Raw genomic sequence first — 26,416 nt, forward strand, 5'->3', positions numbered from 1 at the left:
CGCCGAGGAGGGCGCATGAAGATCGGGCAGCTGTCCCAGCGGACCGGCGTACCCACCCGGATGCTGCGCTACTACGAGGAGCAGGACCTCCTGCATCCCGACCGGGCCGGGAACGGCTACCGCGACTACCCGGAGCCGGCGGTCTACCGCGTCCAGCAGATCCGGGGACTGCTCGACTCAGGGCTCACCACGGAGATCATCCGCCGTATCATCCCGTTCCTCGACACACCCGACGAGATTCACCTCCACCCGGACTGCCTCACCCCGGAGCTGGCCGGCCTGCTCAGGGCCGAGGCGGCCCGCATCCAGCAACGCATCGACTGCCTGTCCCGCAACCGCGACGCCATCCACGCGTACCTGGCCGCGATAGAGGCGAGCCCGGCCGCCGCGGAGACGAGCCGGACCGCCGAGGCATGAGCGTGGAAACGCTGGCGGATCTCCTTTCGGACGTGCAGCGCGGCACGTTCCCCGAGGCGGACGGCGGCCTGACCGTCCTGCCCCAGCCGTCGCCCCGCGATCTGGGGGTCATCGCGTTCACCGCGCACTCCGTGGTCTTCGCCGACGTCGACCCGGCCTGGATCCGGGACCGGCTCCCGGCGGACGACCTCTCGGCGCCGCTCTGCCCGCCGTTCCTGCAGGCCCTGGCGGAGCGAACCGGACGCCGGATCGGCAACGTCGACCTGCTCGGCCTGGCCACGCCGCGCCACGGCCCGCCCCCGATCCGCCTGGACGAGATCACCGACACCGATCATCCGCGGGTGGCGCGGGCACTCAGGTACCGCGACCCCGTGCGCGTGTGGACCTGCCGGGGCGGCCTGCTCGCGGTGGGACGGGGCGTGGCGGGACGATGGGAGGTCGCGGTCGAGGTGGAGCCATTCCACCGAGGCCGCGGCCTGGGCCGGCTCTTGGCCGCAGCGGCCCGCCACCTCGTACGAGAGCCCGTGTGGGCACAGGTCGCGCCGGGCAACGCGGCCAGCGTGCGGGCCTTCCTCGCGGCCGGTTACACGCCTGCGGGCGCCGAGGTTCTGCTTGCCGAATGAGACCCGGCGCGCAACTGGGCCCGCTCGGCGCGGAGACCGTCGTCCTGGACCCCTTCGTGGGCGACCGGAGGCGGCGTGGCAGCCGCTCGCCACGGTGGCCGCCCACCGGACGAGCGGATGAGCCCGGGGCCGCTGATACGCTTTATGCCGTAAGGAGTTCTGTCCGCTAGGAGAGTCCCGCATTGGTCGTCTACGCCGGTCAGGGTGACCCGCGCCGTTCGATGGCGCTGCTGTGGCGCAGCGGAGCGGAGCCGGGCGCGGCGCGGCCGGGGCCGAAGCCCGGCCTGAGCGTGGACGCGATCGTCGACGCCGCCATCGCCGTGGCCGACGCCGACGGCATGGCGGCGCTGTCCATGCGCAAGGTCGGCGAGCGGCTGGGCCGCACCGGGATGGCGCTCTACACGTACGTGCAGAGCAAGGACGAGCTGGTCGACCTCATGTACGACCGCGCGCTGGCGGAGCTGCCCGCCCACTACGACCTGAGCCGCGGCTGGCGCCCGGCCATCACCTCGTGGGCCGAGCACCTGTGGGCTTTCTACCTGCGCCATCCCTGGGTCCTGCAGGTGTCGCAGGCCCGGCCGGTGCTGGGGCCGAACGAGTTCGCGCTGCTGGAGTCGATGGTCGAGATCCTGCGGGCGACCGGACTGCCGCCGGGCCGGCTGCGCGGGGTGGTGGCGCTGCTGTTCGACGTCGTACGCGGGGCGGCCAGGACGGTCGCGGAGTCGCGGCAGGCCCCGTCCGAGACCGGGGTGTCGGACGAGGATTGGTGGAAGGCGCGCGCGTCGCTGCTGGAGGAGGTGGCGCCGGGGTTCGCCGCCCGCTTCCCCATGGTGACGTGGGTGGAGTCGGCGGACGACTGGCCCGGGGAAGGCGAGCCGTATCTGGAGCACCGGGCCGGCCAGGCGTTCAGTGCCGGCCTGTCCGTGCTGCTCGACGGGGTCGAGGCGGCGATGCGGGACGGCGGCCCGGCGCCCGGCTCATAGGCCGGCCGACCGCCGGGCCGCCAGCTCCGCCAGGTCGCGGACGAACCATATGTCGCGCCCCCGGTTCGCCTCGTGCACCCAGTCGCGCAGCGCCGAACTGGCGGCGGCGAAGCGGGAGATGTCCCCCACGATCGCCAGCCCGAGCCGGTAGTTGACGAACTTCTGCACGATCTCCCCCGCCACCCGGGTGCGCAGGGAGAAGAAGTCGTCGTGGAGCCGCTCGACGGGCACGGCGACCCAGGCCGCGCCGCACCCCCAGGCCTCGCCGATGAGGTCGAGCGCGTCGCGGTCCTCGCGCAGGAGCGGGCCGTCCGGCTCGCACACGTAAACGCCGTCGTCAAGCATGAGCGGTCTCCAAGTCCATGATCTCATTCAATCCCGCACCAGCGCGTCGACGATCCTCAGGACCTGGGCGCTCGCCTCCAGGCCGCCCAGCACGATGATCTTCAGGTGGGCCCGTTCCTCGTCGTAGACGAACTCCACGCGCAGGCCGTGGGGGCCGCTCGCGAGGGCTCCGGTGACCATGATGCTGATCCGGTCCATCTCGTTCCTGCCGATGCCGTCGATCTGCACGATGCTGGACACCTCGGCGCGCCGCGGGACCGCCGGAGGATCGACGGGCAGGCCGGTGAACGCCGCCAGATCCTCCTTGGCGATCAGGTAGCGCTTGCCGACCCGCACGGCGGGCAGCCGTCCGTCCCGCACGTAGTTACGCACGGTCTTGACGTGCAGTCCCAGCAAGCCTGCCGCCTGATCCACGGTGTATCGCTCCATAACACTCCCCATCATAGGGCATGTCAGGGAACATCAGAGAGTAACGCGGTGGTTCAGGCACCGGCCGTTCAAGTGGACTTTCAGTGATCTCCAATTGGGCATGACTAGTCTCACCTGTCATGACCCGCCTCAGTCCCGTCCTCGGGCCGCTCACCCCCCGTCAGCGCTGGCGCCGGGTCAGGCTCCAGGCCTACTCCTGGTTCCTGACCGGCGCGTACCGGCTGGGCGCGACGCATCCCGCCGTCTGGCGGCTCGTCGCGCGCTCCTACCACCCCGCCCTGGACCGGGTGGCGGCCAGGCACGCCCGGGTGGCGTGCCAGTTCGCCGCCGTCGACGTGCCCGCCTACCGGCACTTCCTGCGCGGACACGGCGCCGAGCACGCCAGGCGCCTGGCGGACTTCCCCGAGACCACCAAGCACAACTACGCCGGCGCGTACGACGAGGAGAGCCGCTGCCAGGAGGGCAGGCTGCACCGGGCGGGCGTGATCGTGGACGAGTCGTCGGGGTCGAGCGGCAAGCCGTACAACTGGGTACGCGGGCCGCGCGAGCTCAAGGGCATCTACCGCAACGCCGCCGGGTACATCGAGCTGGTCTTCCCCGGCAAGCGGCTGTTCGTGATCAACGCGTACTCGATGGGCGCGTGGGCCACCGGCACCACCACGGGCACCGCCATGGCCCGCGTCGCGATGGTCAAGAACACCGGCCCGGACCTGGAGAAGATCGCCGACACGCTGGAGCACTTCGGCCCGGGCTACGACTACGTGGTGGCCGCGTACCCGCCGTTTCTCAAGCACCTGCGCGACCGGCTCGACGAGGCCGGGTTCCCGTGGCGGGACTACCGCATCCGCGGCATGGTCGGCGGTGAGGGCATGACCGAGGCGCTGCGCGACTATCTGGAGGAGCGCTTCGAGGAGGTGCGCTCCGGCTACGGCGCCAGCGACCTGACCATCGGCATGGGCGCGGAGAGCGGATTCAGCGTCTGGCTGCGCAAGCGCCTGGCCACCGATCAGCGGCTGCGCGAGGTGCTGCTGGGCCCGGGCGAGCAGCGGCTTCCGATGATCTTCCATTACAACCCGCTGGAGACGTTCCTGGAGGTCAACGCGGCCGGCGAGCTGCTGTGCACCATCAACACCAAGAGCTGCCTGCAGCCCAAGCTGCGCTACAACGTCGGCGACGAGGCCCGCCTGCACACCCTCGCCGAGGTCAAGCAGGCCCTCGGCGCCGAGGAGTACGAGCGCGCGTGGACCGACGAGCGGCTGAACCTGCCGCTGTTGTTCCTGTTCGGCCGCAAGGACTCGACGATCTCCTACATGGGCGCCAACCTGTATCCGCAGGACGTCGAGTACGGCCTCTACCAGGGCAATCCGTACGCCGCCGCGATCAACCGGTTCTGCCTGTCGTTGGAGGAACTGCCGGGCCTGGAGTACCGCCCGGTCATCAACATCGAGCTGCGCGGCGATGTGGACCGCGAGGAGCTGGCTGCCATCTGCCGCAAGGGCGTCGTCGCCCACCTGAGCGCGGTCTCGCGCGACTTCGCCGAGTCGCTCAAGGAGGACCCGACGGCGGCCGACCTGCGGGTCAAGATCTACGGGCCGGGCGAGGGACCGTTCGCCGGGCTCACCAAGATGAAGAACGTCTACCTGGTGAAGGACGCATGAGAACCACCGATTTCAGCAAGGCCCCGGCGCAGGGGCAGGCGACGGCGATGTTCGTCGGGGCCACCCGCTACCGGGGGCCGCTGTCGATTCTGACGCTCACGCTGACGTGGTTCCGGATGGTGCGCGACATGAAGCGGATGCGCGGTTATCGCTGGCACAAGATCTACTGGGAGTTCCCGTACACCCTCGGCACGCTCGCGTTCTTCGAGGACCGCGACGCGCTGCTGCGCTTCGCCCGCAGCCGGCACCACCGCAAGCTCATGCAGTGGGTGACGGACGGCACGAAGAACGCCACCGGCGGCTACATCCGCCTCTACAACGCCGAGCCGGAGGGCTACAGCAACGGGATCTGGCGGGCCGAGGGCGGCCCGATGGCCCACATCGAGACGTTCACCCCGCTGTCGACGGAGGACGGCGAGGGCCCGCAGGTGAAGCGGAAGTGAGCCTGCAGCCCGTGGAGAGCCGCCGCGACCTGCGCGACTTCCTGTCCTTGACCGACCGCGTCTACCGGCGCGAGCCGCGCTTCATCCCGCCGCTGCACGCGCAGGTCCGCACGTGGTTCCGGCAAGGGGTGCCGATGTACGTCCTGAGGCGGCGCGGCCAGGTCGTGGCCCGGACCACCCTGCACACCGACGCCGCGCTGGACGCCAAGCTGGGCGGCGCCACGCAGCTGTTCGGGCTGACCGAGTTCGTGGAGGAGGCGGCGGAGGAGCTGTTCGACGGCATCTGCGCGGCCGGGCGCGCTCAGCGCAGGCAGGCCGCGTTCGGGCCGGTCTCGCTGCTGCCCAACCAGGCGGGCGGGGTCATCACCGCCGGCTTCGCCGAGCGCGGCTTCATCGACAGCGCCTGGAATCATCCCTTCTACCCGGCCGCGTACGAGACGTACGGCTTCACCCGCCGCTTCGAGGCCGACACCTGGATCTGCCCGGTGCCGGGCGAGCCGGTGTTCGACTTCGACGACAAGCGCATCGAGGCCGAGCGGCTGCGGGTGCACCGGGGCGACAGGAAGCGCGTGGCGGAGCAGCTGCCCATTCTGCGCGAGATGCTCAACGCCAGCTTCGCGCAGCTCGGCTACTACACCGAGATCTCCGCCGAGCAGCTCGCGGCGCAGACGGACGGGCTGGCGTACCTGCTGGACGAGGCGCTGCTGCTGTATCTGACGAAGGAGGAGCGGCCGATCGCGTTTGTGCTGTGCCTGCCTGACATTTCGCGATTTATCGCGAAAATTCGCGGCAACCTGCATCTGCTGCACCAGCTCCGCCTCCTCGCCACCCGCTCCCGCTACCGCCGCGAGGCGGTGCTCATCATCAAGGGCACCGTCCCCGGGGAGCAGGGCCACGGCTACATGCGGCTGCTCTCCCGCGAGCTGCACGACGGGCTGCGCCGGGGCGGCTACCACACACTGCGCAGCACGTACGTGGAACGCACCAACCCCGGCTCCGCCGCCCAGTACGTCGCCATGGGCGGCCGCCCGCTGCACGGCTACACCTTCTACGCCAAGGATCTTTCGTGAACGAGTTGCGGGCGCTCGAGCCCGACTTCTGGCGCGCCCCCAGCGCGCACAACACCCAGCCGTGGACGCTCACCTATGCCGGTGACGGGGCCGCGGTCGGCTGGGACCCGTCCAGGGCGCTGCCCGTCAGCGATCCCACGGGCCGTGACCTGCGCCTCAGCCTGGGGGCGTTCGTCGAGTGCTGCCTGATCGTGTGCGCGGACGCGGGCCTGCGCATCGCCTTCCGCCCGGACCCGGGGCCGCTTCGCGTGGGTTTCCTGTACGCCGCGGCGGAGCCGTACCGGACGCCCTTCACGACGGCGGACGTTCGGGCACGGGCGGCCAACCGCGGCGAGTACCACCCGGGACGCCTGCCCGACGAGGTGGCCTCCGCGCTGGACGGGATGCGCCGGATGCCCTGCCGGGACCTCGCGGACCTGCTGCACGCGGCGGACCTGAACCAGTTCGGGGACCCGGAGGTGACGCGGGAGCTGGCCGCCTGGCTGCGGCTCACCCGCCGGCACCGCCGCTACCTGCTCGACGGCCTCACCGACCGGGCGCTGGCGCTCAGCAGGGCGAAGGCGCTGGGGCTGCGGGCCTCGCTCGCCCTCTACCCGGCGCTGCGCCCGCTGGGCCTGCCCAGGCTGCTGGCCGGGGCCGCTCGGGGGCTGCTCGACTACGACGGCGACGTGCTGGTGCTGGCCGGGGCGGTGGGTGAGGAGGTGGAGCTGGGCCGGGTGCTGATGCGGCACTGGCTCACCCTGTCGCGCCTCGGCTACACCACGCATCCGCTGAGCCAGATCATCGACTGCGACGGGACTCGGGAGGCGCTGGCGCGGCGGCTGGGCGTGGCCGAGCCGCCGACGCTGCAGCACGTGGCCCGCGTCGGCCGGCCGAAGACGCCCGCCCCACCGTCGGCGAGAACGCGGACATGAGCCGGCCCTGTTCCAGGACCGTGGCTCTTCAGAAGCTCCGTACGGGAAGGCTGGTCAGCCCGTGCATGAGCAGGCCAGGACGCCAGGCGAGCTGCTCCTCGGCGACGGCGAGCCGGAGGCCGGGGAAGCGCTGGAGCAGGTGGCCGAAGGCGACCGCGGCTTCGGTCCTGGCCAGCGGGGCGCCGAGGCAGTAGTGGACACCGTGGCCGAAGGCGACGTGCTGGCCCGGAGGACGGGTGACGTCGAAACGATCGGGGCCGGCGAACTGCGCCGCGTCCCGGTTGGCGGACAGGAATGACACGAGCACCAGCTGGCCTTCCGGGATCTCCGTGCCGCCGATGGTGACGGGCTCCTTGGTGAACCGGAGGGTGGACGTGCTGATCGGCCCGTCGAAGCGGAGGAACTCCTCGATCGCGGCCGGCAGCAAGCCCGGGTCTTCGCGGAGCCTGGCGAGCTGCTCCGGGTGGCGCAGGAGCGCGAGCATGCCGTTGCCGATCAGGTGCACGGTCGTCTCGTGGCCGGCGACCGTGAGCAGGAACGCGGTGTCGACGAGCTCTCTCCGGCTCAGCACGCCCTCCTCGTCCTGGGCCTGCACCATGGCGCTGAGCAGGTCGCCGGCCGGCTCGGCCCGCCTGGCCTCGCACAGCTCGGCGAGGTAGGCGGTGAAATCGGTGGCGGCCCGCACGACCTCCTGGGGGTCCAGCGCGGCGCCCTCGATGGTGGTGTTGGACCATTCGATGAGGCGCGGCCAGTCCTTCTCCGGGATGCCGAGCAGCTCGCCGATCACCATGGCGGGCAGGGGCACGGCGTAGTCGCGCAACAGGTCGAACTCCGCACCCACGCTGTCGAGGAGGCCGGCGCTGATCTGCTCGATGCGGGGGCGCAGCGCCTGAACGCGGCCGGCGGTGAACACCTTGCCCACCAGCCGGCGTAGCCGTGCATGGTCGGGCGGGTCGACGAAGAGCATGTTGTGGGGCACCACGGCCTCGTAGCCGCTGCTGTCGCCGCCCTCCAGCTCGTTCGCCTTGATCAGGTGCGGGTTGTTCGTGAAGTCCTTGCTGAGGCGCGGGTCGGTGCAGGCCGCCTTGACGTCCTCGTAGCGGCTCACCACCCAGACTCCTACGCCTTGCGGGGTGGCAGTGCGGAAGACGGGCCGTTCTGCGCGGAGTCGTGCGAAGACTGGATGCGGGTCACGCAAATAGTCCTGATCGAACAATGACTCGATCATCGTCGCCCTTTCGCATACGGAATGGCAGGGCTTCACCTTATCGACCGGAAACGAAAATAGAAACACATTCGGGTTCGTACCGTTCATGTGCGGACGGAAGTCGAAGTGCTTTAGTGCGCCGATTACCCGGGCCGAATTCACCGAGTCGACATGATGCCTGCCTCGCCGTCGGCCCCCGCCGATATGGATATGGGCCGTCTCGGGCTTAGCTGGATCTCGGACGGAAAGCCTGAAAGAGCCTGCTCTACTGGCCGCCACCTCGGATTTCAGGAAACGCGGACCGTTGCGGGCGCCTGAACGCGCTCCCCTGCTGTTCGAGCCGGCCCGCCACGCTGCTGCGGCAGGCAGAGACAAAGCGGGCCGGGCGCTGTCCGCGAGCCCGGTCCCGGCCGCCGCTCACTCCTGTTCACCGGCCCTGACCTTCGACGAGTCACCGAAGTAACAGTTCCGTCGAAAGGCTTACATTCGGCGCCCACCTTCAGGTCGAATGATTGCTGTGACCTCACGGCAAGCGCGTCTGCGGCGGGCCCTGATCTGGTCGATCAGCGTGGTCGTCATCATCGTCATCGCCACCGTGACCTTCCGCCTGCTCACCGGCGCACCCGGCACCGCCTGGTGGCGACCGGTCATGGAGCGGCTTCCCCGCTACATGGTGCCGCCGTACTCCGCAGCGGATCTCCCTACCGTGGCGCTCACCATCCTCGCGGCCGCCACCCTCCTGATCGGCGTCGGTTGCTGGTTCGCCGGCCAACTGCGTCGCCGCCCCGGCCTGCGGCCGCTCACGCCGGAGGAGATCGAGGCCCGCCCGCCTGAGGGATCCTTCGACGCGCTCATCGCCGAACCGGGGACGCTGCTTCAGCGGATGAGCACCTGGGGCATCGTCCTCGGGTTGCTGCTGGCCGCAGGCACCCTGGTTTACATCGACGTCAGGTCCACGGAGGCCCCGCAGGAAGAGCGGAGCATCGACAGGTACATCCAAGCCGTGGAGCAGCTCGGTTCCGAGAAGATCGAGGTCCGCCTGGACGCGATCCACACGCTGCAACGCCTGGCGCAGGACTCTCAACGCGATCGTGTGACGACCGTCGATGTCATGGCCGCGTACGTGCGCGAGCACGATTCGATGTCACAGGCCCGGCTGCTCGGGCAGCCGGCCACCGACGTGCAGATGGCCCTGACCGTGCTCGGCAGCGTCTACGATGCGCCGAACACCGAGCTCGGGCACGACTGGGTCTGCAGCTGCAACTTGGCGCGCATCCGTGTGCCAGGCGCAGATCTGAGCGGCCTCAACCTCGGCACCGCCGTCCTGAGCCGGGCAGACCTGCGTGGGGCCCACCTGAGCGGGGCCAACCTGGCCCATACCGACCTGTCCGGCACCGACCTGCACCGGGCGTATCTGGACAGCGCAGACTTGCGGCACGCGGTCCTGTTCATGGCGAACCTCAGCGAGGCGGACCTGAACGGCGCAGACCTGCGCGGGGTGGACCTGTTCGAGGCGGACCTGAGGAGGGCGGACCTGAGCTGGGCGGACCTGAGCGGGGTGGACCTGTTCAACGCAGACCTGCGCCAGGCGGACCTGCGCGGCGTGAACCTGAGCGGGGCGAGCCTGAGTGGGGCGGACCTGCGCAAAGCGAATCTGCGCAAGGCGATCCTACGCGGGGCGGACCTGACGGGTGCGGACCTCAAGGGCGCGGACCTGACAGGTGCGGACCTCAGGGGTGCGAACCTGAACGCGGCCAAGACCGACGACGAGACCAAGCTCCCCGCAGGGGCCCCCGCCTACACCGGCCGGGTCATCGGGGAGATGGTCACCACTTCTCCCACTCGCTCGTCTTGACCGAACAGCGTTGAGCCAGGCTGCGGTGCCGGTCTGTCACTGAAGGGAACCACTGACGGCCCGCGTCAGTCCCCGCGCCCTTCGAGGGAGCCGGGACGGTACTGACAGGCCAATTCCAGCCAGGGCGGGGCCACCATCATGAAGTGCTCCCAGCTCCCCGGTTCCGCGTCACGGCCGCCTTGGACTTCGAGGAGGAACGTCAGCATGAAGCCCTCCCCGACGAGCCCGTTGACGATGCGGCTCAGCGTCTGCCTGTACTCCCGGGGCTCGCGGACAAGGTGGCCGTCCGGTTTGCGGTCGTAGACCCACTCCTGGTCGGGATAACTGGTCGCGGCCTCGTCCGTGTAGGGCTGCTTGAGCGTGTAGCCGTCCCCGTTCCAGGAGTCGTGGGTGAGCCCGGAGAAGAAGGGATTGGCGCACATCAGGTAGTAGTGGCCCCCTTCTCGGACGACTCTGGCGACCTCGCGGAAGACAACCCGGCAGTCCGGGACGAACGTCAGCGAGTACGGATGCCAGACCAGGTCGAACGACGAGTCGTCGAGGGCCGACAGGTCCCGCATGTCCCCCTGGACCGTACGGATGCCGACGCCGTAGTGCTCGGCGGCCGAGCGGTCACGCTCCAACTGCCCGGAGGAGATGTCGAAAACCGTCACGTCGGCCCCCAGCAGAGCGAAGGCCACCGACTGCTGCCCACCTCCTCCCGCCAGGCAGAGCACCTTCCGGCCCGCCAGGTTGTCGGAAATGCCCAGCTTCTCCAGGCCCAGATAAGCCCGGGCCTTTTCCTTGTCGAGGTCGAGCATGGGACGGGTGAACAAGGCGTCCGCCGCCACAAGAGCTTGCCAGCGTTCCTCGTTGTAACGGTAGACATCATCATGCACGGCAGACACCTTACATCCCCGCCCCCCGCCCAGCGGCGGGTGAAAGCGGCAAGCCGCATGCCGGTCTCCTGCTCGACGCGGGCCGGCCAGGGTGTGCAGGGCGGTGAAGAACGCGGTGGCGGCCGGCTGTCCGGCCTGGATGAGTCGCTCGATCACATCGCGTAGCTGTATGGCGGTCACCGCGGCGACGTCGGCGCCCGGTTCCACGGATCGCATCCAGCAGCGTGGTCCAGGACGTGCGGCCGGTCTCCAGCGCCGCGACGATCGAGTACGGCCAGCCGGGGATCATCGGACGTGTGGAATACGGGCCGGCTCATCTCAGCGCTTCGAAGTCAAGCGGGGTCGAGGTGCCCGCGGGTCTTGCGGGTGGTGGCGCCGTGGCCGTGGGCCCAACGTGGCCCGGAAAAAATCACCTTGCTGTCCTGGCTTTGACTCTGGTGGCTTCGGCTCTGGCTGTGACGCGGACGCCGGCTTCGGCTCTGCTGGCCCACGGGTCGTTTGATCTTGATGCCAGGTCGGCCAGGCGGCCCAGGTCGGACGCCGCTGACGAGACGCGAGATGGCCACTCCGACAGGATTGCTGCCGACGGGGATGGTCGCGATGACGGTGTTGGTCGCGGTATTGATCACCGACACGTTATTCGAATTGAAGTTGGTGACGTAGGCGTGGGGGTTGAGGGTGATCGCCACCCCGCCGGGAGCGAGGCCGACGCCGATCGTGGCGCTGACGGTGTTGTCCGCAATGCGGATCACCGACACGTTATCCGAGATTTCGTTGGCGACGTAGGCGCGGGTGCCGTCAGGGGTGATCGCCAGCGCGAAGGGGCGGTCGCCGACGGGGATGGTGGCGCTGACGGCATTGTCCGCAGTGTAGATCACCGACACGTCATCCGAGGTGTTGTTGGTGACGTAGGCGCGGGTGCCGTCAGGGGTGATCGCCACCCTAACGGGGCGGTCGCCGACGCCGATGGTGGCGCTGACGACATTGTCCGCGGTGCGGATCACGGAAACGTTGTCCGAGACGCTGTTGGTGACGTAGGCGCGGGTGCCGTCAGGGGTGATCGCTACCCCGAAGGGCATGTCGCCGACGCCGATGGTGGCGCTGACGACATTGTCCGCAGTGTAGATCACCGACACGTCATCCGAAGCGATGTTGGTGACGTAGGCGCGGGTGCCATCAGGAGTGATCGCCACCTCAAGGGGGCTGTCGCCGACGGAGATGGTGGCGATGACGGTGTTGGTCGCGGTATTGATCACCGACACGCTATTCGAATTGGAGTTGGTGACGTAGGCGCGGGTGCCGTCAGGGGTGATGGCCACCCCGAAGGGGCGGTCGCCGACGGGGATGGTGGCGATGACGGTGTTGGTCGCGGTATTGATCACCGACACGTTGTCCGAGGATTCGTTGGCGACGTAGGCGAATTGCCGAACCTGTGCGACGGCCGCAGCCGGCGTCGGCGCCGCCGAGCCGGCCATGATGACCACCGCGGCCACCATCAGCCGAACGACGCGGGACAACCCACACCGATCAGACCGACCCTGCACTCCAGCATGGCGATCTTTTCGGCTGTTCCCGATCCAATACGTGAACACGGGGACCTCCACATCGACGATGACCAGGGGCCCTTTTACGTCCGCAGGGCAGACCGTCCCGCGCAGCGGCGCACCGACTTGGTGGTCGTAACCGATAACTTGATCCACTCATCGGATAGGCCGCACTCTGGTCAATCTGGGACGACGTGGCGTTGACCATGGCCAACGCGTCCGTAGCGGCCCCGGCCCCGGTGTTGTATTGCGCAGCTCGGGGCCGAGCACCACGGGGCGCCGCGCCGGGTGCTGGTCGAGGTTCTTCCAGCCCCGGCGCCGCGGCCGGTCGTCCACGATGCGTTCGGCCGCGTCCCGGCCGGGGCTCGGCGGCGGGTCGTGCTGCGCGGTCATGGTGAGCTGGGCGATCTCGGTGAGAGTCGCCGTCACGCTGTGCAGACGCATGCTCTTCCCCTGATGCAGCCGAACATGGCTGGCCGGCGGTGCCACAGGCCGCGCGGAAACCGCCCCCGCTCTCCGTGGGCGGCACCGCGAAATCGTCGCCGCGCGATGGGGACATCGCCGCGTCATCGGGGCAGGTGAAGGAGACGTACCGTCATGCGGGGAGAGATCATGAGCGAGGGATATGACCGGGTCGCCGTCGTCACGGGAGCGGACTCCGGAATCGGCAAGGCCACCGCTGTGGCCCTGGCCGAGCAGGGCTTCGACGTCGGCATCACCTTCCACGCCGACCGGGACGGTGCAGCGGAGACCGCGGAGCTGGTGAAGGGATCGGGCCGGGCGGCGGCGGTACGTCGCCACGATCTGACCGACCCCGAGCGGGCGGCACGGGTGGTGGACGACCTGGCCGACGAACTGGGCGGCCTGGGTGTGCTGATCAACAATGCGGGAACCGGTACCGCCGAGCCGCTGCTTGACATGGACTACCAGCGCTGGCGTTCGGTCATCGCGGTAGACCTCGACGGGGCGTTCCTGTGCGCGCAACGAGCCGCCAGGCGCATGGTCGAGTCCCGCAGGGGCGGCCGGATCATCAACGTCACCAGCGTGCACGAGGAGTTTCCGAGAGTGGGAGCGGGGCCGTACTGCGCGGCCAAAGGCGGGCTGCGGATGCTCAGCCGGGTCCTGGCACTGGAGCTGGCCGAGTACGGCATCACCGTCAACACCGTGGCGCCCGGCGAGATCGCCACGCCGATGACCGGGCAGGAAGATCAGCTACCCCAGACCGGCAGCAGGCCCGGCTACCCGATCGCCAGGCCGGGCGACGCTCGTGAGGTCGCCGCCGCACTGGCGTTCCTGGCCGGTCCCGCCGCCTCCTACATCACGGGGGCGACGTTGTTCATCGACGGCGGTCTCGGGCTGATGGGGCCGCAGGCCGCGGGTGCGCTCACTTCAGGCGACTGGCGCCATGGGTGACAACGCCGGCCTTTACCGGCACGCGGCCCGCATGTCGTGACAAGCGCGCCAATGGTCGGCACCGGCCATCACCGTACCGGCGGCGACGCGCTTGCCGCCGGTCCTCGTTCGGCTCTCGCGGCCCGCCGGGGCCGCCAGGTGGCCACCAGCGCCACGGCGAGCAGCAGCTCGGCGATGTCCCCGCCGTAGTACATGATCTCCGCGGCGCCTCGGAGCTGGTCGGGAGGCGCCGGCACATCGACCCACAGCCCGGCGTACATCAGCTGGGACAGCCCGCTGTGGACCGCGATGGCCACCCCTAGGACGAGGAGCCGCTGCGGCACCGGCGGGCGGTGCGGGGCCGGGTCGGGGCCGGCGATCACCCAGGAGAACAGGTAGCCGGCCAGCAGGAAGTGCAGGTGCACCAGGTGGTGCAGCGGCTCGCTCGCCGTGGTGAGCCGGTAGAGGGGCGTCGCGTACAGCACGACCATGCCGCCCACGGACAGCACCAGCGCAGTGGCCGGGGCGCCGAGAACGCGGAAGGCACGAGACCGCAGCAGAGCGGCGAGACGGCGGGCGTAGGCGGCGGGCAGCGTCCGCAGGAGCAGGGTGACGGGAGCGCCGAGTGCCAGGGCCAGCGGTGCCAGCATGCCGATGAGCAGGTGTTGCACCATATGCCCGCGGAAATCGTGGGCGGCCGCCCCGGCGATCGGACCGGTCAGCGCGAGTGCGAGCAACGCGCATCCGGTGACGAAGCTCAGGGTGCGCCAGGCGCTCCATCCGCGCGCCCGGCGCCGCGGGTGGCCGGCCGTCGGCACGCATCCGGCCGCGACAAGGGCCGTCGGCACGTATCCGGCGGCGACAAGGGCCGCCAGCACGTATCCGGTCGCGGCAAGGGCCGCCAGGGCGACGGGCAGCAGGCCGTCGCCGTGGTGCGCCGTCACGAGGGCGAGGGGCTGCCGGAGTCGCGGCCCGGCTCGATCACTCTCGCCCCGCGCTGCAGTGCCCATCCCACGGCGATCAGGAGGAGGCCGAGCACCAGGAAGCCCAGGTCCCACCAGGTCTGGTACGGGCCGGTGCGCACGTGGTGGATGCCCAGGATGTGATGATCGATGATGCCTTCCACGAGATTGAACAGGCCCCAGCCGACGAGGATCCATCCCCACAGGGCTCGTGATCTCCAAACCCGCCCGCGGGAGTGGGTGACTCGCGAGTAGAGCAACCCGAGCCCCACCAGCACCGACAGCCAGGTGAACGTGTGGAACAACCCGTCCCACACGGTGTTCATCCGCAGGCCGGGCACGGTGTCGGGCGGGTAATACCGCACCCCGATGTTGTCGGTGTCGGTGCTGCTCAGCATGTGGTGCCACTGCAGCAGCTGGTGCAGCAGGATGCCGTCGGCGAACCCGCCCAGGCCGATCCCCAGGATGGTGCCGGGAACGGCGATGTCCTGCCGCGCGCCCGCCGTACGGCGCCTTCTGGTCTCCACCAGACACCTCCTGCCAGCTCGAAGAGCCGTCAGCCTCAGTCACCGTGCGGGCGGGCAGCCGCCGACGGCATACCCGGCGGGTCCACTCAGGGCTTCTTGCCCATGGCCTGGCGGATCACGTCGCGGGCCCGGTCCATCATCGCCACAGGCGTGCCGATCAGCACGTTCTTGATGGCGGACTCGGTGCCGGGATGCGGGTGGGTGGGCGCCATCGCTTCGGCCGCCTTGACCCCGACCGCCAGGGTGCGCCGCTCGGCGACCGTGGTGTGGCCGCGCAGCGCGGTGAACTCGTAGCGCTCCTCGCTGCGGGCGTGCGTCTCCACGGCGGCGCGCAGCACGGCCAGCTTCTCGGCGAAATCCGGCGCGTCGGGCCCGGCCTGGTCCATTTCCATGAGCAGTTGCTTGGAGTTGTTCTCCTCGGTGAGGCGGTCTTCTACGACGCCGTCGCCACCGTCGATCCTGACGCGGGAGTAGGGGTGGACGATCTCCTCCTCGGCCGTCTCGTGTACGGCCAGCAGCCGCACCAGCCTGGTGAACGCCTCGCCGCGCTGAGCGGCGGGTGCCTGCTCGACCTCGTCGAACAGGTCCCTGATCATGGCGTGCTGGGCCAGCAGCAGGTCGATGACGTCGGCCTCACCCATCTTCTCCGGCGCCGTCCGTTGAGCGGTCATGATGATCCTTTCCCCTGGAGTACGGCCCGATGCCTACCCGCGCGACGACCCGCCACGCCCGCCCTTGCCATCTCCAGCCCTTTCGTGGATGCGGTGCAGAGATTGCCCCCGCACTCCCCGGGTAGGCCGGATCCGCATGCCTCCCCGGGAACGGCCGCCGTCCGGAGGCCTGATCCGGCAAGGCAGGCGGCCAGGCGCTATCAGGCAACCCGAAGGAGTACCGACCATGACCTTCAATCCGCTCCAGGAGCGGGGTATCCCGCTGGACAGACAACTGCGGAACTGGCGCGAGCTGAACGTCACGCCCATCGACCCCGATCACGCCGATCCGTACACCCGGTGCCGGATCATCACGATGAACGGCATCGAGGTCGAGGCGATCATGTTCAGCCATCAGCTCGCCCGCCACTGCCCGGACGCCGAGCTCAAACAGCAGCTCGCCCGGGTCCGCTACATCGAGGCCCAGCAGCAGAAGGTGGTCAACTGGCTGCTGCCCGGCCTGGCCTCGGTGCTGGAGACGACCATCGCCTACGAGCAGGTCGCCGTCGACCTGACCGCGTGGGTGGCGCGGATGGAGCCGGACTCCTACCTGCGGCAGGCCTACCAGTTCGGGGTGCTGGAGGACTTCGACCACCTCTACCGGTACGCCAACCTGTACGAGATGATCGAGCACCGCAAGGCCGAGAAGATCGTCGACGGGCTCACCGAGGTGATGCCGGGGCGGCCGACGATCCGGCACCACCGGGACGCCCGGGACAACGTGCGCGAGCCGTACGACAGGAGCAGCACCGCGCCCATCAGCAAACTGCACGCGCTCACCATCATGTCGGCCGAGCAGCAGACCATGAACTTCTACATGAACGTCGGCCCGACCTACATGGAGCCGATCGCGCGCCAGCTCTACCAGGAGATCGGCCTGATCGAAGAAGAGCACGTCACCCACTACGAGTCACTCGTCGATCCGGGTGAGAGCTGGTGGGAGATGCTGCTCAACCACGAGTACAACGAGTGCTACCTGTACCACTCGTTCATGGAGACGGAGTCCGATCCCAAGGTGAAGCAGATCTGGGAGCTGCATCTCAACATGGAGCTGGAGCACCTGCGGCTGGCCGCCGAGCTGTTCAAGAAGCACGACGGCCGCGACCCGCAGCAGGTGTGCGCCCCCGAGCTGCCCGCCCCGGTCACGTTCGAGCCGAACAAGTCCTACATCCGGGACCTGATCGCCACCCAGATCGACTACACCACCCTGGGCAGCGGCTACGTGCAGGAGGCCCACGAGCGGTTCGAGAAGATGCAGGACGCCCTCATGGGCGGCGAGAAGCCGCCGTCCGAGCGGGTCATCGACGACAACCGCGCCAAGTCCGGCCAGGAGTACCGTCTGCAGACCGAAGGCGAGCACCCGGTCCACAGTCTGGCGCTCAACCGCTGACGCCCAACATGGACCACCCGGACGCCGGCCGGTTGCGGCGAGAAGCCGTCGTCGGCCGGCACGTGGTGCAGACAGTCCTCGAACAAGGGTGATCGCTTCGCGGGATCGCGCTCCGGCGGTACGCGGCGATGCTGGATTTGCTCGCCCGGGCTTTCGACGGGTACCGGCTCTGGACAACGCGGCACTTACGTGATCTGACGGAATAAGAGCGCCGACGATCACGAACAGGAGCACCTGGAAATGAGCGATACGCCGCGACTGCACACCGCCGGCACCACCCTGCTGGAGCGAGCCCGCGACCTGCGCCCGTTGATCGAGCGCGAGGCGACCCAGGCGGAAGCGCAGGGCAGGCTCACCACCCCCGTGGTAGACGCCCTGCACGAGGCAGGACTTTTCAGCATATGGGTGCCTGTGCCGCTGGGCGGCGCCGAGCTGTCCCCCACCGAACTGATCGCCGTCTTCGAGGAGCTCTCCTACGCCGACCCCTCGACGGGCTGGGTGGTCATGGCCACCACACTGGAGAACGGAACGGCCGGCGCCTACCTGGGCGACGAGGCCGTCGAGCGGATCTTCAAAGGCCCGCGGATGCCGCTCATCGCGGGCCAGGGCACCCGGCCGGGCACCGCCGTACGCGAGGACGGCGGCTTCCGCCTCAGCGGGCAGTGGGGCTTCGCCTCCGGCATGCTGCACTCCCAGTACGCCCACAGCCTGGGCGTCATCGAGGGCACCGGCGAGGGCCGGATCTTCATCACCCCGATGGAAGACGTCAAGATGCTCGGCAACTGGGACGTCCTGGGCCTGCGCGCGACAGGCAGCATCGACTACGCCATCAACGGCGCCTTCGTACCGGAGTCGCAGACGCACGTCTTCTCGCAGAACGAGCCGCTACGGGGAGGCGCGCTCTACCGGCTCGGCTTAGTCGATCAGGCGCTGATCGCCCACACCGGCTGGGCACTCGGCGTCGGCCGCCGGCTGCTCGACGAGCTGATCCGCCACGTCGGGGCGCGGGCCGGGCGGCCCGGCCAGCTCGCCGGCAGTGACGCCTTCCACACCGGCTTCGCCCGTGCCGAGGCCAAGTTCCGCGCGGCGAAGGCCCTGGTGCGCCAGACGTGGGACGACACGGAAGGCACCCTGGATTCGGGCCGGACGCTCGACGTACGGGAGGAGACGATGGTGCGGCTCGCGCTCAACCACGTCACGTCGACGGTCGCCGAGGTGGCCCGATTCGTCTACGCGTCGGGTGGCACGTCGGCACTGCGCGACGGGCTGATCCAGCGGCTGTTCAGGGACGTCCACGCCGGCACCGCGCACATCACCTCGGGCCCGCAGTCGCTCGCCGAGTGCGGTCGCGAGCTGGCCGGCCTGGCTCCGGGTGAGTCCTGGATGCTCTTCGCCCTGGAGCCGTGAGGGTGACAGGTCAGTCCGCCCTGGCGGGCCTTGACGATCGCCTCGACCCGGTTGGCCACGTCGAGCTTGGCGAAGATGCTGCTGACCCGGTTGCGGACGGTCTTCCCTGACAGGTGCAGGCGCTGGGCGATCACCTGATTGCCCAGCCCGGCCGCGACCAGCCTCAGTACCACGGGGTGACCGGCCGACACGTGCTCCAGCATCAACCCCCGCACGTCGTCCTGGATCACGAGGTGGTGAGTGGCCTCCGGATCGTGCGCGAGCAGGGAGCGGCGGCCGGTGTCTCACCGGTCGTGATAGCGGTTTCAGATGACCTCTACCGGCCCGTCCAGGTCTTGCAGCATCTCCCGGACGAAGTGCTCCCGCCGGCGGTCCGCCGCCTGATGGGTCCGGGCGGGTCCAGACCCAGGTGTCGTGATCGGCCGGCGTCGCCCGGACTCTCGGTCAACTGGGTCTGTTGGCGAGGAAGTCATCGATTCGCCGGGCGAGAGCGTCGGGCGCTTCGAGCATGGGCAGGTGTCCGCTGTCGAGGGATTCATTCCAGCTCGCGTCGAGGTTGCGCGCGAATCGCTGTTGCAGTCCGATGGGGAGCTCGGCGTCTTGGCTGGTGGAGAGGTAGCCTCGACGCTCGGGAAAACCGCCGCCTTGCAGCGTGTCCCGGTAGAGACGCACAGACTCGGGGTTGAACTCCGCCACGATGCGGTCGGCCGTCTCCGTATCGACCCGGCTGGCCACGCCTCGCCGGATAGCGGCATCGGGCGGTCGGGTGCCGGCCAGCCGCATCGCCAGGCTCAGCACGAGCCGGTTCGGCAACGGCATCGACGCGACGAAGCTGCGACCCGGCTTCGGCACGACTGCCGTGACCGCCAGGAACGCGCCCACCCGGTCAGGTGCGAGGGTGACGATTTCCGCTGCGACGGTCCCGCCACTGGAGTGCGCGACGACCGCGAACCGCTCCCATGGTGCCGAATCCAGTGCCGCGGCGGCGTACTCCGTGAGCGAAGCGCGATCATGACGCGGTCGCTCGGCGACCACCGTCTGGTGCGATGCGGCCAGTTCTTCGCGCACCTGGTCCCAGATCCAGACGGGAAGACCAGCACCGCTCAACAACAGGATCGGTTCTCGCAACTGTGTCATGCGCCCATTCTGGACGCGCTGAATGTCACCGTTATGGCACCATTCATGCGTGAACCGCACCGACCGGCTCTACGCGATCCGCGAAGATCTTCGCCGTGCCGGTCCCCGAGGCCGTACTGCCGAACAGCTCGCCACCGCATTCGAGATCAGCGTCCGCACCGTCAAACGCGACATCTCCGCCCTCCAACAGGGCGGGTTCCCAGTCTGGGCGCGCATGGGCCGGATTGGCGGATACGTCGTCGATCCTGCCGCCACCCTGCCACCGGTGAACTTCACCGCCGCCGAAGCCTCCGCGCTCGCCGCGGCGATCGCGGCACACCGGGGACAACCCTTCGACAGGCAGGCCCGAGCTGCCCTGGTGAAGGTGCTGGCGGTGATGGACCCGCAGGCGCGGCAGCACGCGGACGCCTTGACCGAGCGGATCTGGATCGACCACAGCACTGCCGACGCAGCTGACCCGCGCCGACGCAACGCGATCGAACTTGCCCTTCAGGAGCGCAGGGTCCTCTCGCTGCACTATCGCGATCGTCACGGTGCGCCGACAACGCGCCGGGTTGACCCCCAGCTGCTCGCGTTCACGGCGGGGCACTGGTTCCTCGTGGCGCGCTGCCACCGGCGCGAGGCCATCCGGTGGTTCCGCCTCGATCGGATCGAACGCGCGTGTCTCACGGCCCAGTCCGCCATCGACATACCCGTCGAAGAGCTCGGAACACCTCCCCCGACGGCGGCCTCCGTCCGGGACCGACTGGCGACGTGATCCCGGCGAGTCGCTGTCACCGAGGCCATTTTCACGCAACGGTTTGACTACTGAAAGTGTCATGTGGTGCGGGCATGTCGGCGCGGACGGCCCCTCGGGCATGGCAGGGGGGCAGACCAAGTACGGGAGAAAGACATCCCTGGAGCTTGAATGTCAAGCAGCGACCGATTCAGCGTGATGTCCCAACGCCGCGACCTCGTCATAAAGGGTGCCGGTCTTGAGGCAGCCGTGCAGGATGCCCACCAGGCGATTGGCGACCTGACGAAGAGCGGCGTTGTAGTCCAGGCCTCGATCGCGTTGCTTGTCGTAGTAGGCGCGGGCCCCGGGCGAGAAGCGGATCGCGGTGGCGGTCTGGGTGAGCAGGGCGTCGATGAGCCGGTCGTTGTGCACGTAGCGGGCCGCGACGACCTTCTTCTTGCCTGAGGCGCGGGTGATGGGGCTGGTGCCGGCGTAGTTCTTGCGGGCCTTGGCGCTGGCGTACCGGGTAGGGCCGTCGCTGAACTCTGCGAGCACCCGGGCGCCGAGGATCGGCCCCAGCCCGGGCTGGGAGCAGATGATCTCAGCGGCCGGGTGCTGCCCAAAATATGCCTCGACCTCCTGTTGCAGGACGTGGATCTGTTCATTCAGGGTGGTCAGGACAGCGATCAAGGCCCGCACGGAGGCGGCGCAGGCGGCGCTGACCACGGCGGGCTGGCCCAGGTGCTCATTGCGCAGGGCGGCCTGGATGCCGGCGGCCTTGGCGGCCAGGTCACCGCGGCGGCGGGCGCGCTTGAGCGCCGCGCTGATCTGGGCGAGCGACAGCCGGGCGGCCGCGGCCGGATCGGGTGCTTTGGCCAGCAGCTCCAGCGCCTCAGGGGCGTGCAGGTCGTCGAAGGCTGTCAGGGCGGCGGGGAAGTAGTCACGCAGCGCGTGCCGCAACCGCTGGCCCTGCCGGGCGCGCTCCCAGATCAACCTCTTGTGCATGCGCGCCACAACCTTGATCGCCTGAGCCTGGTCGCTGTCGCCGGCGACAGGGCGCAGCTGGTGGGAGTCGGTCCGCACCATGTCGGCCAGCACGTGGGCGTCACCGGCGTCGCTCTTGGCCCCCGACACCACATGCCGCTTGCGGTATTCCGATGCCTGAAGGGGGTTGACCGCGAACACCTGGTACCCGGCCGCCACGAGCGCCTGCACCCACGGGCCCCGGTCGGTCTCGATGCCGATCAGCACCTGGCCGGCGGCCTCGTCCTCGGCGTCCGCACCGAGGTGCTCGGCGATCAGCGCGTGCAGCCGGGCCATACCCGCCACGCCTTCCGGCAGCCGGGCCTTGGCCAGCCGCTTGCCGGTGGCGTCCATCAGCTCCACATCGTGGTGGTCTTCGGCCCAATCGTCTCCTACGAACAGTCGCACCCGTCCTCCCGTGGATGTCTTCGTTTTCTCTGGTCAGCAGCCTGCGGGAGAACCATCGGCGACCTAATGAAGCAAGTGCTCACGCCACAGGCGGGCGGGCACGACATCCCATCAGCGATCAACTCTCCCGGCCGATCGGCAGGGGCACGATCTTTCTCCAGGACTGGAAGTCCAGGGGCAGTAAGTGCTCACCTGCCGACGGCCACCATCCACCACGGAGTCTGCCGGATGGCTTACTCCCCAGAACTCATCAGGGACAGTGAGGGTGCTGAGCTGCTAGCCGTTGGTGCCGTCGGCCCCGGCCCGGGTGGGGTCATCTACGGTGCCGCAACGGCGTCAGGCCTGCCAGGCAAGTGCGTTCCCGACGATCATGCCCGACACGTGATCTGGGGTTGTCAGGCACGTTCGTCACCTGCGGATATTTCCTTCTCGAGAATCTCACTCAGACTCAGTCGAACGTGTCGTACGTCGGCGTTTCCCCTCCACTCCATTAAAAGGCCGACTCCGCCGAAAGCTGCTTCCCGGCCACTGTCAACTCATCTGGGATCAGCCCCGGCATCTTTCCCTACGCCCTCATCAGGCACCTCCTTCAGCAATCCAACATGCCGGTCACTTCGAAGAGCGCTGGGTTCAACGCGGGCAAGATGATCTGCCTGGGAAGGGGGTAGCCACAAGCTCACCGGACCAATGGGCGGCTCGTGCGTTCGGGTGCCGGGGTTCGCATGCCCCAGATGGTGGCCACGAAGGCGACGAGGATGAGTGTGGCGGGGGTGGCGTAGCTCAGGCCGATGGTGCTGGCGAGCTCGTGGGCCAGCGGTGCGCGTTCGGCCGGTTCGAGCGCGACGATGGCGGCCAGACCACCATGCCCGTCGGGGTCGAGGCCGTCGACGCGGGCGGTGATGAGCAGCGTGATGGTCGATGCGACCAGGGCGGTGCCCAAGGCGTTGCCGAGTTGGGAGAACAAGGCGAGCACGGTGGAGGCCTGGGGCAGTTCGGGTCCGTCGAGACTGCGGGTCGCCGCGACCATGGTGGGCATCAGGGTGGCACCTGAGCCCACGCCGACCAGAATGCTCAGCGCACCGATCACCAGGTAAGGAGCGTCGAGGCTGAGCGCGATGCCCAGAGTGACGGCGCCGGTCAGGGCGGTGCCGGTGCCGAGCATGATGACGCGGCGGGGATGGATGCGGTCGATGAGACGGGTGGCGATTTGCAGGGTGAGCCCGACGGCCAGGCCGGCGGGAACGGCGAGGATGCCGGCGACTGAGACCGGGTCGCCGCGGACTCCCTGCACGAAGGCGGGGAGGATGGAACTGGCTCCAAAGTAGCCGCCCGCGAAGCACAACGTGATCACGGCACCCGCGGCGATCTCGCGGCGGGCCAGCAGCCGGACGTGCACGAGCGGGTGTGCGATGCTCAGACTGCGGCGGGCGAACCCGGCCAGTAGCGCGAGCCCGGCCAGGACCGAGACGCCCGTTGTCAGGGTGACGCGCCCCGAGTCGCCGATGGAGGTGCAGGCCAGCACCAGCCCGACGCATCCGGTGGTGACCATGACCAGGCCGGGCCAGTCCACGCGGGCGTGGTCTTCGCTGCGCTGAGGGGCGGGCAGGTGGCGCAGGCACAGGATGAGGGCGAGGACGCCGAGGGGTAGGTTGATCCAGAACAGCCACCGCCAGGAGGCTGCATCGATCAGCAGACCGGTCAAGGGTGCGCCGAGGGCCGGGCCGATGAGGATCGGCAGCCCGACCAGGCTCATGATCCGCCCTCGATAGTCCTTGGGCACTGAGCGCATCGCGATCGCTGTTCCGAGGGGGTTCAGCACACCGCCGCCCAGCCCCTGGAGCACCCGCAAGGCGATCATGGTTTCCACGTTCGGGGAGAACCCGGCAGCGACCGAGGTGAGAACGAACATCGTCAGGCCGGCGAGGTAGACACGGCGATCTCCGAACCGGCCGGCGAGCCACCCGGTCAGCGGGATGACCGCGATCAGCCCGAGGATGTACCCGGTGGTCATCCAGGCGCCTCGGGGCAGTGTGGTTTCTAGGTCGGTGACGATCGCCGGCAGGGCGACGATGGTCACGGTTGTGTCGATGATGACCAGCAGTCCGGCGAAGGCCAGGACCAGTCCGGTGCTGCGTGCGCGCGTATCCATGCGGAGTTTCTCTCAGGCGGGGAAGGGACGGTTGGCACGGGCGTCGGTGAGCACATCGGACCACCAGCTCAGCTCTGCCAGGGCGCTGGTCAGGGCCTTGGTCACACTGTCGGCGGGCGCGTAACGCTCGGCGTCGTCCAGGCTCTCCCACGGGGCGGGCAAGCCCATGCATCGGCGGGTGGTGATCATGTTCAGCTCGGCCAGCACCCCGCGCAGGTGCTCGATCGCGGCGTGCCCGCCCTGGACGCCGTAGGCGACGATCGTGGCGGGTTTGAGCTTCCACTCCCGGTAGTGCTAGTCGATCAGCCGCTTCAGCGAGGCAGGGTAGGAGTGGTTGTACTCAGGCGTGATGAAGACGAACGCCTCGGCGGCCTCGATACGTTCGCCCACCGCGGTTCCCGGCCCGCCGCCGGGGTAGAGCTGGCTGTCGTCCGGCAGCGAAATCTCGATCAGGTCGATCAGGTCGACCTCGGCGCCGCCGGCCTGGTCGAGGGCGGCGACGACCCAGTCGGCGATGGTCGGGCTCATCCGTCCGTCACGGACGCTGGAGGAGATCACCGCGATCCGCTTCCGCGCCGACGCCGAGGTGGTGAATGGGCTGCTTGGGTGCTGTGTCTGTGTGGTCACAGCCATCACCCTGAGGGTTAAACATATGTTGAAGTCAAACTGGATCGGGCATAGCGTGGAGTCCATGACGATCACCACACCGCGACCCGCCCCTCCTCTGGCCGTTCCTGCGGGCGGGGAGTTCACGGTCAGCGACGTCGCCGCTGAGAGCGGCGTGGCGCCCTCGGCCGTTCGGTTCTACGAGAAGTACGGCGTGATCACCGCGGTGCGCACCTCGGGCAACCAGCGCCGTTTTGACGAGTCCGCGGCCTGCCGCATCCAGATCGCCAAGCTCGCCCAAGGCGTCGGTCTGACAGTGCGGGAGATCGCCGACCTGTTCGCCGATCTTCCCGCCAACCCCGAGATTGACGACTGGGATCGGATTGCCGATCAGCTGATCGCCGAAGCGGAGGGTCGCGTGGCGCAGCTCAAGGCCTTCCTCGCAGAGATCAGAACCGGTGACAAGCTCTGCGATATTGGGGCGAACCTCGACACCCTGATCCCCCCGGACTGACCCTGGGCTGGGCGACTCCGCCCTCGTTCAGACTCAGGGTCGCGGGTAGTGGTCGATGAGCGGCGTGCTCCTCAGAGGGTTGGGGGCTGGTCAGTGGGGTTGCCCTCGGCAGCGGCTGCGAGGGTTTTGTGGACAACGCCGACGGAGACCTTCACCCCCGCGGCGATGGTGCGGATGGATTCCCCGCGCCGGCGACGGTCGAGGATCGCGGCGCGTTTGTCGTCGTCGACCACAGGGCGGCGGCCTCCGACCTTGCCTTGCCTTCGGGCGGTCTCCAGGCCGTTCCTGGTCTTGCGGACGATGTCGCGGCGGCGGTCCTCGGCCAGGGCGAGGGCCAGGTCGAGGATGAAGGAGCGTTCGGTGTGCTCGCCGGCGGCGATGCCCTCCAGCACCTTGACGCCGATGCCCTGCTGGAACAGGTCGTTGAGGACGATCAGTCCTTCCAGGAGGTTGCGGCCAAGCCGGTCGACTTCCTGGACGGTCAGCAGGTCGCTTTCGCGGATGTAGGACAGCGCGGTGAGGAGGTCGGGCCGATCAGCGGTGGCGAGCTTGCCGCTGGCCTTCTCCTCGATGACCTTCAGGCAGATCGGATCGAGGGCGTCGTGCTGCCGCTGGGTTTTCTGCTTGTCGGTGCTGACCCGGACCAGTCCGATGAGCGCCACGGCGAAGCGCCTCCGTTCATCAAACGTCACGCGCGAGGTACCTGAACGGTAGCAGGGGACGACCGAAGATGAACGGCAAAATGAACATCCGAACCGGACACGGCGCACGGAGGTCCCCGTTCGGCCGCGTGTCCTTGGTTGCGTTCGTCAAACGGTCGTTAGATGAACGCGCCGGACCCGGCTACAGAAGGTCGTCTGCATCTGGGATCCACCGCGCCCGGATCTGGCGGGCGGCATCCAGCGCGGCCCGTCCTGCCACCTGGCCGGACTCGTCATCGGTGGTGTAGCCCGACGTAGATCGCGGCATGGACGGTCTTCCACTCCTCCTGGAGTTGTCGCCGGGTTATCCCGTGGTACCGCTCCAGCTCTTGGTGGAACCGGCGGGTCTGGCGCAGCAGGTCCTCGTAGGTCGCCACGGCCGAGTCCGGTGTCTCGTTCATGGCTTCCA

Annotated in this window: 29 protein-coding genes and 1 pseudogene; 13 read left to right on the forward strand and 17 right to left on the reverse strand. The window is 69.0% G+C overall.

The window, feature by feature from the left end; genetic code table 11:
- Positions 1-15 precede the first annotated feature (15 nt).
- From ACTMTI_RS41280 to ACTMTI_RS41290, 3 genes are all read left to right on the forward strand, one after another.
- On the forward strand, positions 16-417 hold the full coding sequence (locus tag ACTMTI_RS41280) for a MerR family transcriptional regulator (RefSeq protein WP_441126234.1): 402 nt from the start codon (positions 16-18) through the stop codon (positions 415-417).
- Positions 414-1,040, forward strand: a complete 627-nt coding sequence (locus ACTMTI_RS41285) for an N-acetyltransferase family protein (protein WP_441126235.1) — start codon at positions 414-416, stop codon at positions 1,038-1,040. Before ACTMTI_RS41280 ends, ACTMTI_RS41285 begins: the two co-directional genes overlap by 4 nt.
- A gap of 182 nt (positions 1,041-1,222) precedes the next feature.
- Positions 1,223-2,023, forward strand: a complete 801-nt coding sequence (locus ACTMTI_RS41290; RefSeq protein WP_441126236.1) for a TetR/AcrR family transcriptional regulator C-terminal domain-containing protein — start codon at positions 1,223-1,225, stop codon at positions 2,021-2,023.
- On the opposite strand, the gene ACTMTI_RS41295 is transcribed toward ACTMTI_RS41290, so the two are convergent.
- Both ACTMTI_RS41295 and ACTMTI_RS41300 read right to left on the reverse strand, forming a co-directional pair.
- On the reverse strand, positions 2,018-2,368 hold the full coding sequence (locus tag ACTMTI_RS41295; RefSeq protein ID WP_441126237.1) for a DUF4180 domain-containing protein: 351 nt from the start codon (positions 2,366-2,368) through the stop codon (positions 2,018-2,020). The two genes, ACTMTI_RS41290 and ACTMTI_RS41295, sit on opposite strands and share 6 nt — an antisense overlap.
- Positions 2,369-2,395: 27 nt before the next feature.
- A complete protein-coding gene (locus ACTMTI_RS41300) occupies positions 2,396-2,797 on the reverse strand; it encodes a helix-turn-helix domain-containing protein (RefSeq protein WP_441126238.1) in 402 nt (133 codons plus the stop codon).
- A 119-nt stretch (positions 2,798-2,916) separates the two neighbouring features.
- Here ACTMTI_RS41300 and ACTMTI_RS41305 point away from each other — a divergent pair, with 119 nt between their 5' ends.
- The 4 genes from ACTMTI_RS41305 to ACTMTI_RS41320 are packed head-to-tail and all read left to right on the forward strand — an operon-like array spanning position 2,917 to position 6,882.
- A complete protein-coding gene (locus ACTMTI_RS41305) occupies positions 2,917-4,455 on the forward strand; it encodes a phenylacetate--CoA ligase family protein (RefSeq protein ID WP_441126239.1) in 1,539 nt (512 codons plus the stop codon).
- Positions 4,452-4,898 carry a DUF4188 domain-containing protein gene (locus ACTMTI_RS41310; RefSeq protein ID WP_441126240.1) on the forward strand — a complete coding sequence of 149 codons (447 nt, stop codon included), beginning with the start codon at positions 4,452-4,454 and terminating at the stop codon, positions 4,896-4,898. Before ACTMTI_RS41305 ends, ACTMTI_RS41310 begins: the two co-directional genes overlap by 4 nt.
- Positions 4,895-5,968, forward strand: coding sequence for a hypothetical protein (locus ACTMTI_RS41315; RefSeq protein WP_441126241.1), 1,074 nt, complete (start codon positions 4,895-4,897; stop codon positions 5,966-5,968). The genes ACTMTI_RS41310 and ACTMTI_RS41315 overlap by 4 nt, the downstream gene beginning before the upstream one ends.
- A complete protein-coding gene (locus ACTMTI_RS41320; protein WP_441126242.1) occupies positions 5,965-6,882 on the forward strand; it encodes a hypothetical protein in 918 nt (305 codons plus the stop codon). Before ACTMTI_RS41315 ends, ACTMTI_RS41320 begins: the two co-directional genes overlap by 4 nt.
- A gap of 28 nt (positions 6,883-6,910) precedes the next feature.
- On the opposite strand, the gene ACTMTI_RS41325 is transcribed toward ACTMTI_RS41320, so the two are convergent.
- Positions 6,911-7,990 carry a cytochrome P450 family protein gene (locus ACTMTI_RS41325; RefSeq protein WP_441126243.1) on the reverse strand — a complete coding sequence of 360 codons (1,080 nt, stop codon included), beginning with the start codon at positions 7,988-7,990 and terminating at the stop codon, positions 6,911-6,913.
- Positions 7,991-8,606: 616 nt separating this feature from the next.
- Here ACTMTI_RS41325 and ACTMTI_RS41330 point away from each other — a divergent pair.
- Complete coding sequence (locus ACTMTI_RS41330; protein WP_441126244.1) at positions 8,607-9,944, forward strand: pentapeptide repeat-containing protein; 1,338 nt, start codon at positions 8,607-8,609, stop codon at positions 9,942-9,944.
- A gap of 65 nt (positions 9,945-10,009) precedes the next feature.
- On the opposite strand, the gene ACTMTI_RS41335 is transcribed toward ACTMTI_RS41330, so the two are convergent.
- The 3 genes from ACTMTI_RS41335 to ACTMTI_RS41345 form a co-directional block, all read right to left on the reverse strand.
- Positions 10,010-10,822, reverse strand: a complete 813-nt coding sequence (locus ACTMTI_RS41335) for a class I SAM-dependent methyltransferase (RefSeq protein ID WP_441126245.1) — start codon at positions 10,820-10,822, stop codon at positions 10,010-10,012.
- A 332-nt stretch (positions 10,823-11,154) separates the two neighbouring features.
- Positions 11,155-12,318, reverse strand: coding sequence for a beta-propeller fold lactonase family protein (locus tag ACTMTI_RS41340; RefSeq protein WP_441126246.1), 1,164 nt, complete (start codon positions 12,316-12,318; stop codon positions 11,155-11,157).
- Between the two features lie 204 nt (positions 12,319-12,522).
- Positions 12,523-12,810 (reverse strand): hypothetical protein, encoded by a 288-nt coding sequence (locus ACTMTI_RS41345; RefSeq protein WP_441126247.1) that lies wholly within the window; start codon positions 12,808-12,810, stop codon positions 12,523-12,525.
- Positions 12,811-12,963: 153 nt separating this feature from the next.
- On the opposite strand from ACTMTI_RS41345, the gene ACTMTI_RS41350 reads away from it, so the two are divergent.
- Entirely contained in the window at positions 12,964-13,779 is an 816-nt protein-coding gene (locus ACTMTI_RS41350; protein WP_441126248.1) for an SDR family oxidoreductase, read from the forward strand.
- A gap of 68 nt (positions 13,780-13,847) precedes the next feature.
- Here the strand turns inward: ACTMTI_RS41350 and ACTMTI_RS41355 are convergent, their stop codons facing one another.
- The 3 genes from ACTMTI_RS41355 to ACTMTI_RS41365 all read right to left on the reverse strand — a co-directional run bounded on the left by ACTMTI_RS41355 (position 13,848) and on the right by ACTMTI_RS41365 (position 15,918).
- Positions 13,848-14,702, reverse strand: coding sequence for a cytochrome c oxidase assembly protein (locus ACTMTI_RS41355; protein ID WP_441126249.1), 855 nt, complete (start codon positions 14,700-14,702; stop codon positions 13,848-13,850).
- Complete coding sequence (locus ACTMTI_RS41360; protein WP_441126250.1) at positions 14,699-15,247, reverse strand: DUF2243 domain-containing protein; 549 nt, start codon at positions 15,245-15,247, stop codon at positions 14,699-14,701. The genes ACTMTI_RS41355 and ACTMTI_RS41360 overlap by 4 nt, the downstream gene beginning before the upstream one ends.
- A gap of 86 nt (positions 15,248-15,333) precedes the next feature.
- On the reverse strand, positions 15,334-15,918 hold the full coding sequence (locus ACTMTI_RS41365; RefSeq protein ID WP_441126251.1) for a hemerythrin domain-containing protein: 585 nt from the start codon (positions 15,916-15,918) through the stop codon (positions 15,334-15,336).
- A gap of 226 nt (positions 15,919-16,144) precedes the next feature.
- Between ACTMTI_RS41365 and ACTMTI_RS41370 the strand changes: the two genes are divergently transcribed.
- Positions 16,145-17,347, forward strand: a complete 1,203-nt coding sequence (locus ACTMTI_RS41370) for a hypothetical protein (protein WP_441126252.1) — start codon at positions 16,145-16,147, stop codon at positions 17,345-17,347.
- A 240-nt stretch (positions 17,348-17,587) separates the two neighbouring features.
- Positions 17,588-18,754: an acyl-CoA dehydrogenase family protein gene (locus tag ACTMTI_RS41375; RefSeq protein WP_441126253.1), complete on the forward strand. Its 1,167-nt coding sequence runs from the start codon at positions 17,588-17,590 to the stop codon at positions 18,752-18,754.
- Between the two features lie 38 nt (positions 18,755-18,792).
- Here the strand turns inward: ACTMTI_RS41375 and ACTMTI_RS41380 are convergent.
- Together ACTMTI_RS41380 and ACTMTI_RS41385 are read right to left on the reverse strand one after the other, a co-directional pair.
- Positions 18,793-18,957 (reverse strand): annotated as a pseudogene (locus tag ACTMTI_RS41380) (response regulator transcription factor); the annotation flags it as partial.
- A 241-nt stretch (positions 18,958-19,198) separates the two neighbouring features.
- Positions 19,199-19,891: an alpha/beta fold hydrolase gene (locus ACTMTI_RS41385; protein ID WP_441126254.1), complete on the reverse strand. Its 693-nt coding sequence runs from the start codon at positions 19,889-19,891 to the stop codon at positions 19,199-19,201.
- Positions 19,892-19,940: 49 nt separating this feature from the next.
- On the opposite strand from ACTMTI_RS41385, the gene ACTMTI_RS41390 reads away from it, so the two are divergent.
- Entirely contained in the window at positions 19,941-20,648 is a 708-nt protein-coding gene (locus ACTMTI_RS41390; RefSeq protein WP_441126255.1) for a helix-turn-helix transcriptional regulator, read from the forward strand.
- A 153-nt stretch (positions 20,649-20,801) separates the two neighbouring features.
- On the opposite strand, the gene ACTMTI_RS41395 is transcribed toward ACTMTI_RS41390, so the two are convergent.
- The 4 genes from ACTMTI_RS41395 to ACTMTI_RS41410 all read right to left on the reverse strand — a co-directional run bounded on the left by ACTMTI_RS41395 (position 20,802) and on the right by ACTMTI_RS41410 (position 24,891).
- Positions 20,802-22,037: an IS110 family transposase gene (locus ACTMTI_RS41395; RefSeq protein ID WP_441126256.1), complete on the reverse strand. Its 1,236-nt coding sequence runs from the start codon at positions 22,035-22,037 to the stop codon at positions 20,802-20,804.
- A 676-nt stretch (positions 22,038-22,713) separates the two neighbouring features.
- The gene (locus ACTMTI_RS41400; protein WP_441126257.1) at positions 22,714-24,186 is read right to left on the reverse strand and encodes a DHA2 family efflux MFS transporter permease subunit; all 1,473 of its coding nucleotides are present in this window, start codon (positions 24,184-24,186) and stop codon (positions 22,714-22,716) included.
- A gap of 12 nt (positions 24,187-24,198) precedes the next feature.
- Positions 24,199-24,393, reverse strand: coding sequence for a hypothetical protein (locus tag ACTMTI_RS41405; protein ID WP_441126258.1), 195 nt, complete (start codon positions 24,391-24,393; stop codon positions 24,199-24,201).
- Between the two features lie 87 nt (positions 24,394-24,480).
- On the reverse strand, positions 24,481-24,891 hold the full coding sequence (locus ACTMTI_RS41410) for an NADPH-dependent FMN reductase (protein ID WP_441126259.1): 411 nt from the start codon (positions 24,889-24,891) through the stop codon (positions 24,481-24,483).
- Here ACTMTI_RS41410 and ACTMTI_RS41415 point away from each other — a divergent pair.
- Entirely contained in the window at positions 24,878-25,306 is a 429-nt protein-coding gene (locus tag ACTMTI_RS41415) for a MerR family DNA-binding transcriptional regulator (RefSeq protein WP_441126260.1), read from the forward strand. The genes ACTMTI_RS41410 and ACTMTI_RS41415 overlap by 14 nt on opposite strands.
- Positions 25,307-25,377: 71 nt before the next feature.
- Here ACTMTI_RS41415 and ACTMTI_RS41420 read toward each other — a convergent pair whose 3' ends face one another.
- Both ACTMTI_RS41420 and ACTMTI_RS41425 read right to left on the reverse strand, forming a co-directional pair.
- Complete coding sequence (locus ACTMTI_RS41420) at positions 25,378-25,998, reverse strand: recombinase family protein (protein ID WP_441126261.1); 621 nt, start codon at positions 25,996-25,998, stop codon at positions 25,378-25,380.
- Positions 25,999-26,240: 242 nt separating this feature from the next.
- The gene (locus tag ACTMTI_RS41425; protein WP_441126262.1) at positions 26,241-26,408 is read right to left on the reverse strand and encodes a hypothetical protein; all 168 of its coding nucleotides are present in this window, start codon (positions 26,406-26,408) and stop codon (positions 26,241-26,243) included.
- Between the last annotated feature and the right edge of the window lie 8 nt (positions 26,409-26,416).

The sequence above is a fragment of the Nonomuraea sp. H19 genome (genome assembly GCF_052068215.1).
Taxonomy (GTDB): Bacteria; Actinomycetota; Actinomycetes; order Streptosporangiales; family Streptosporangiaceae; genus Nonomuraea.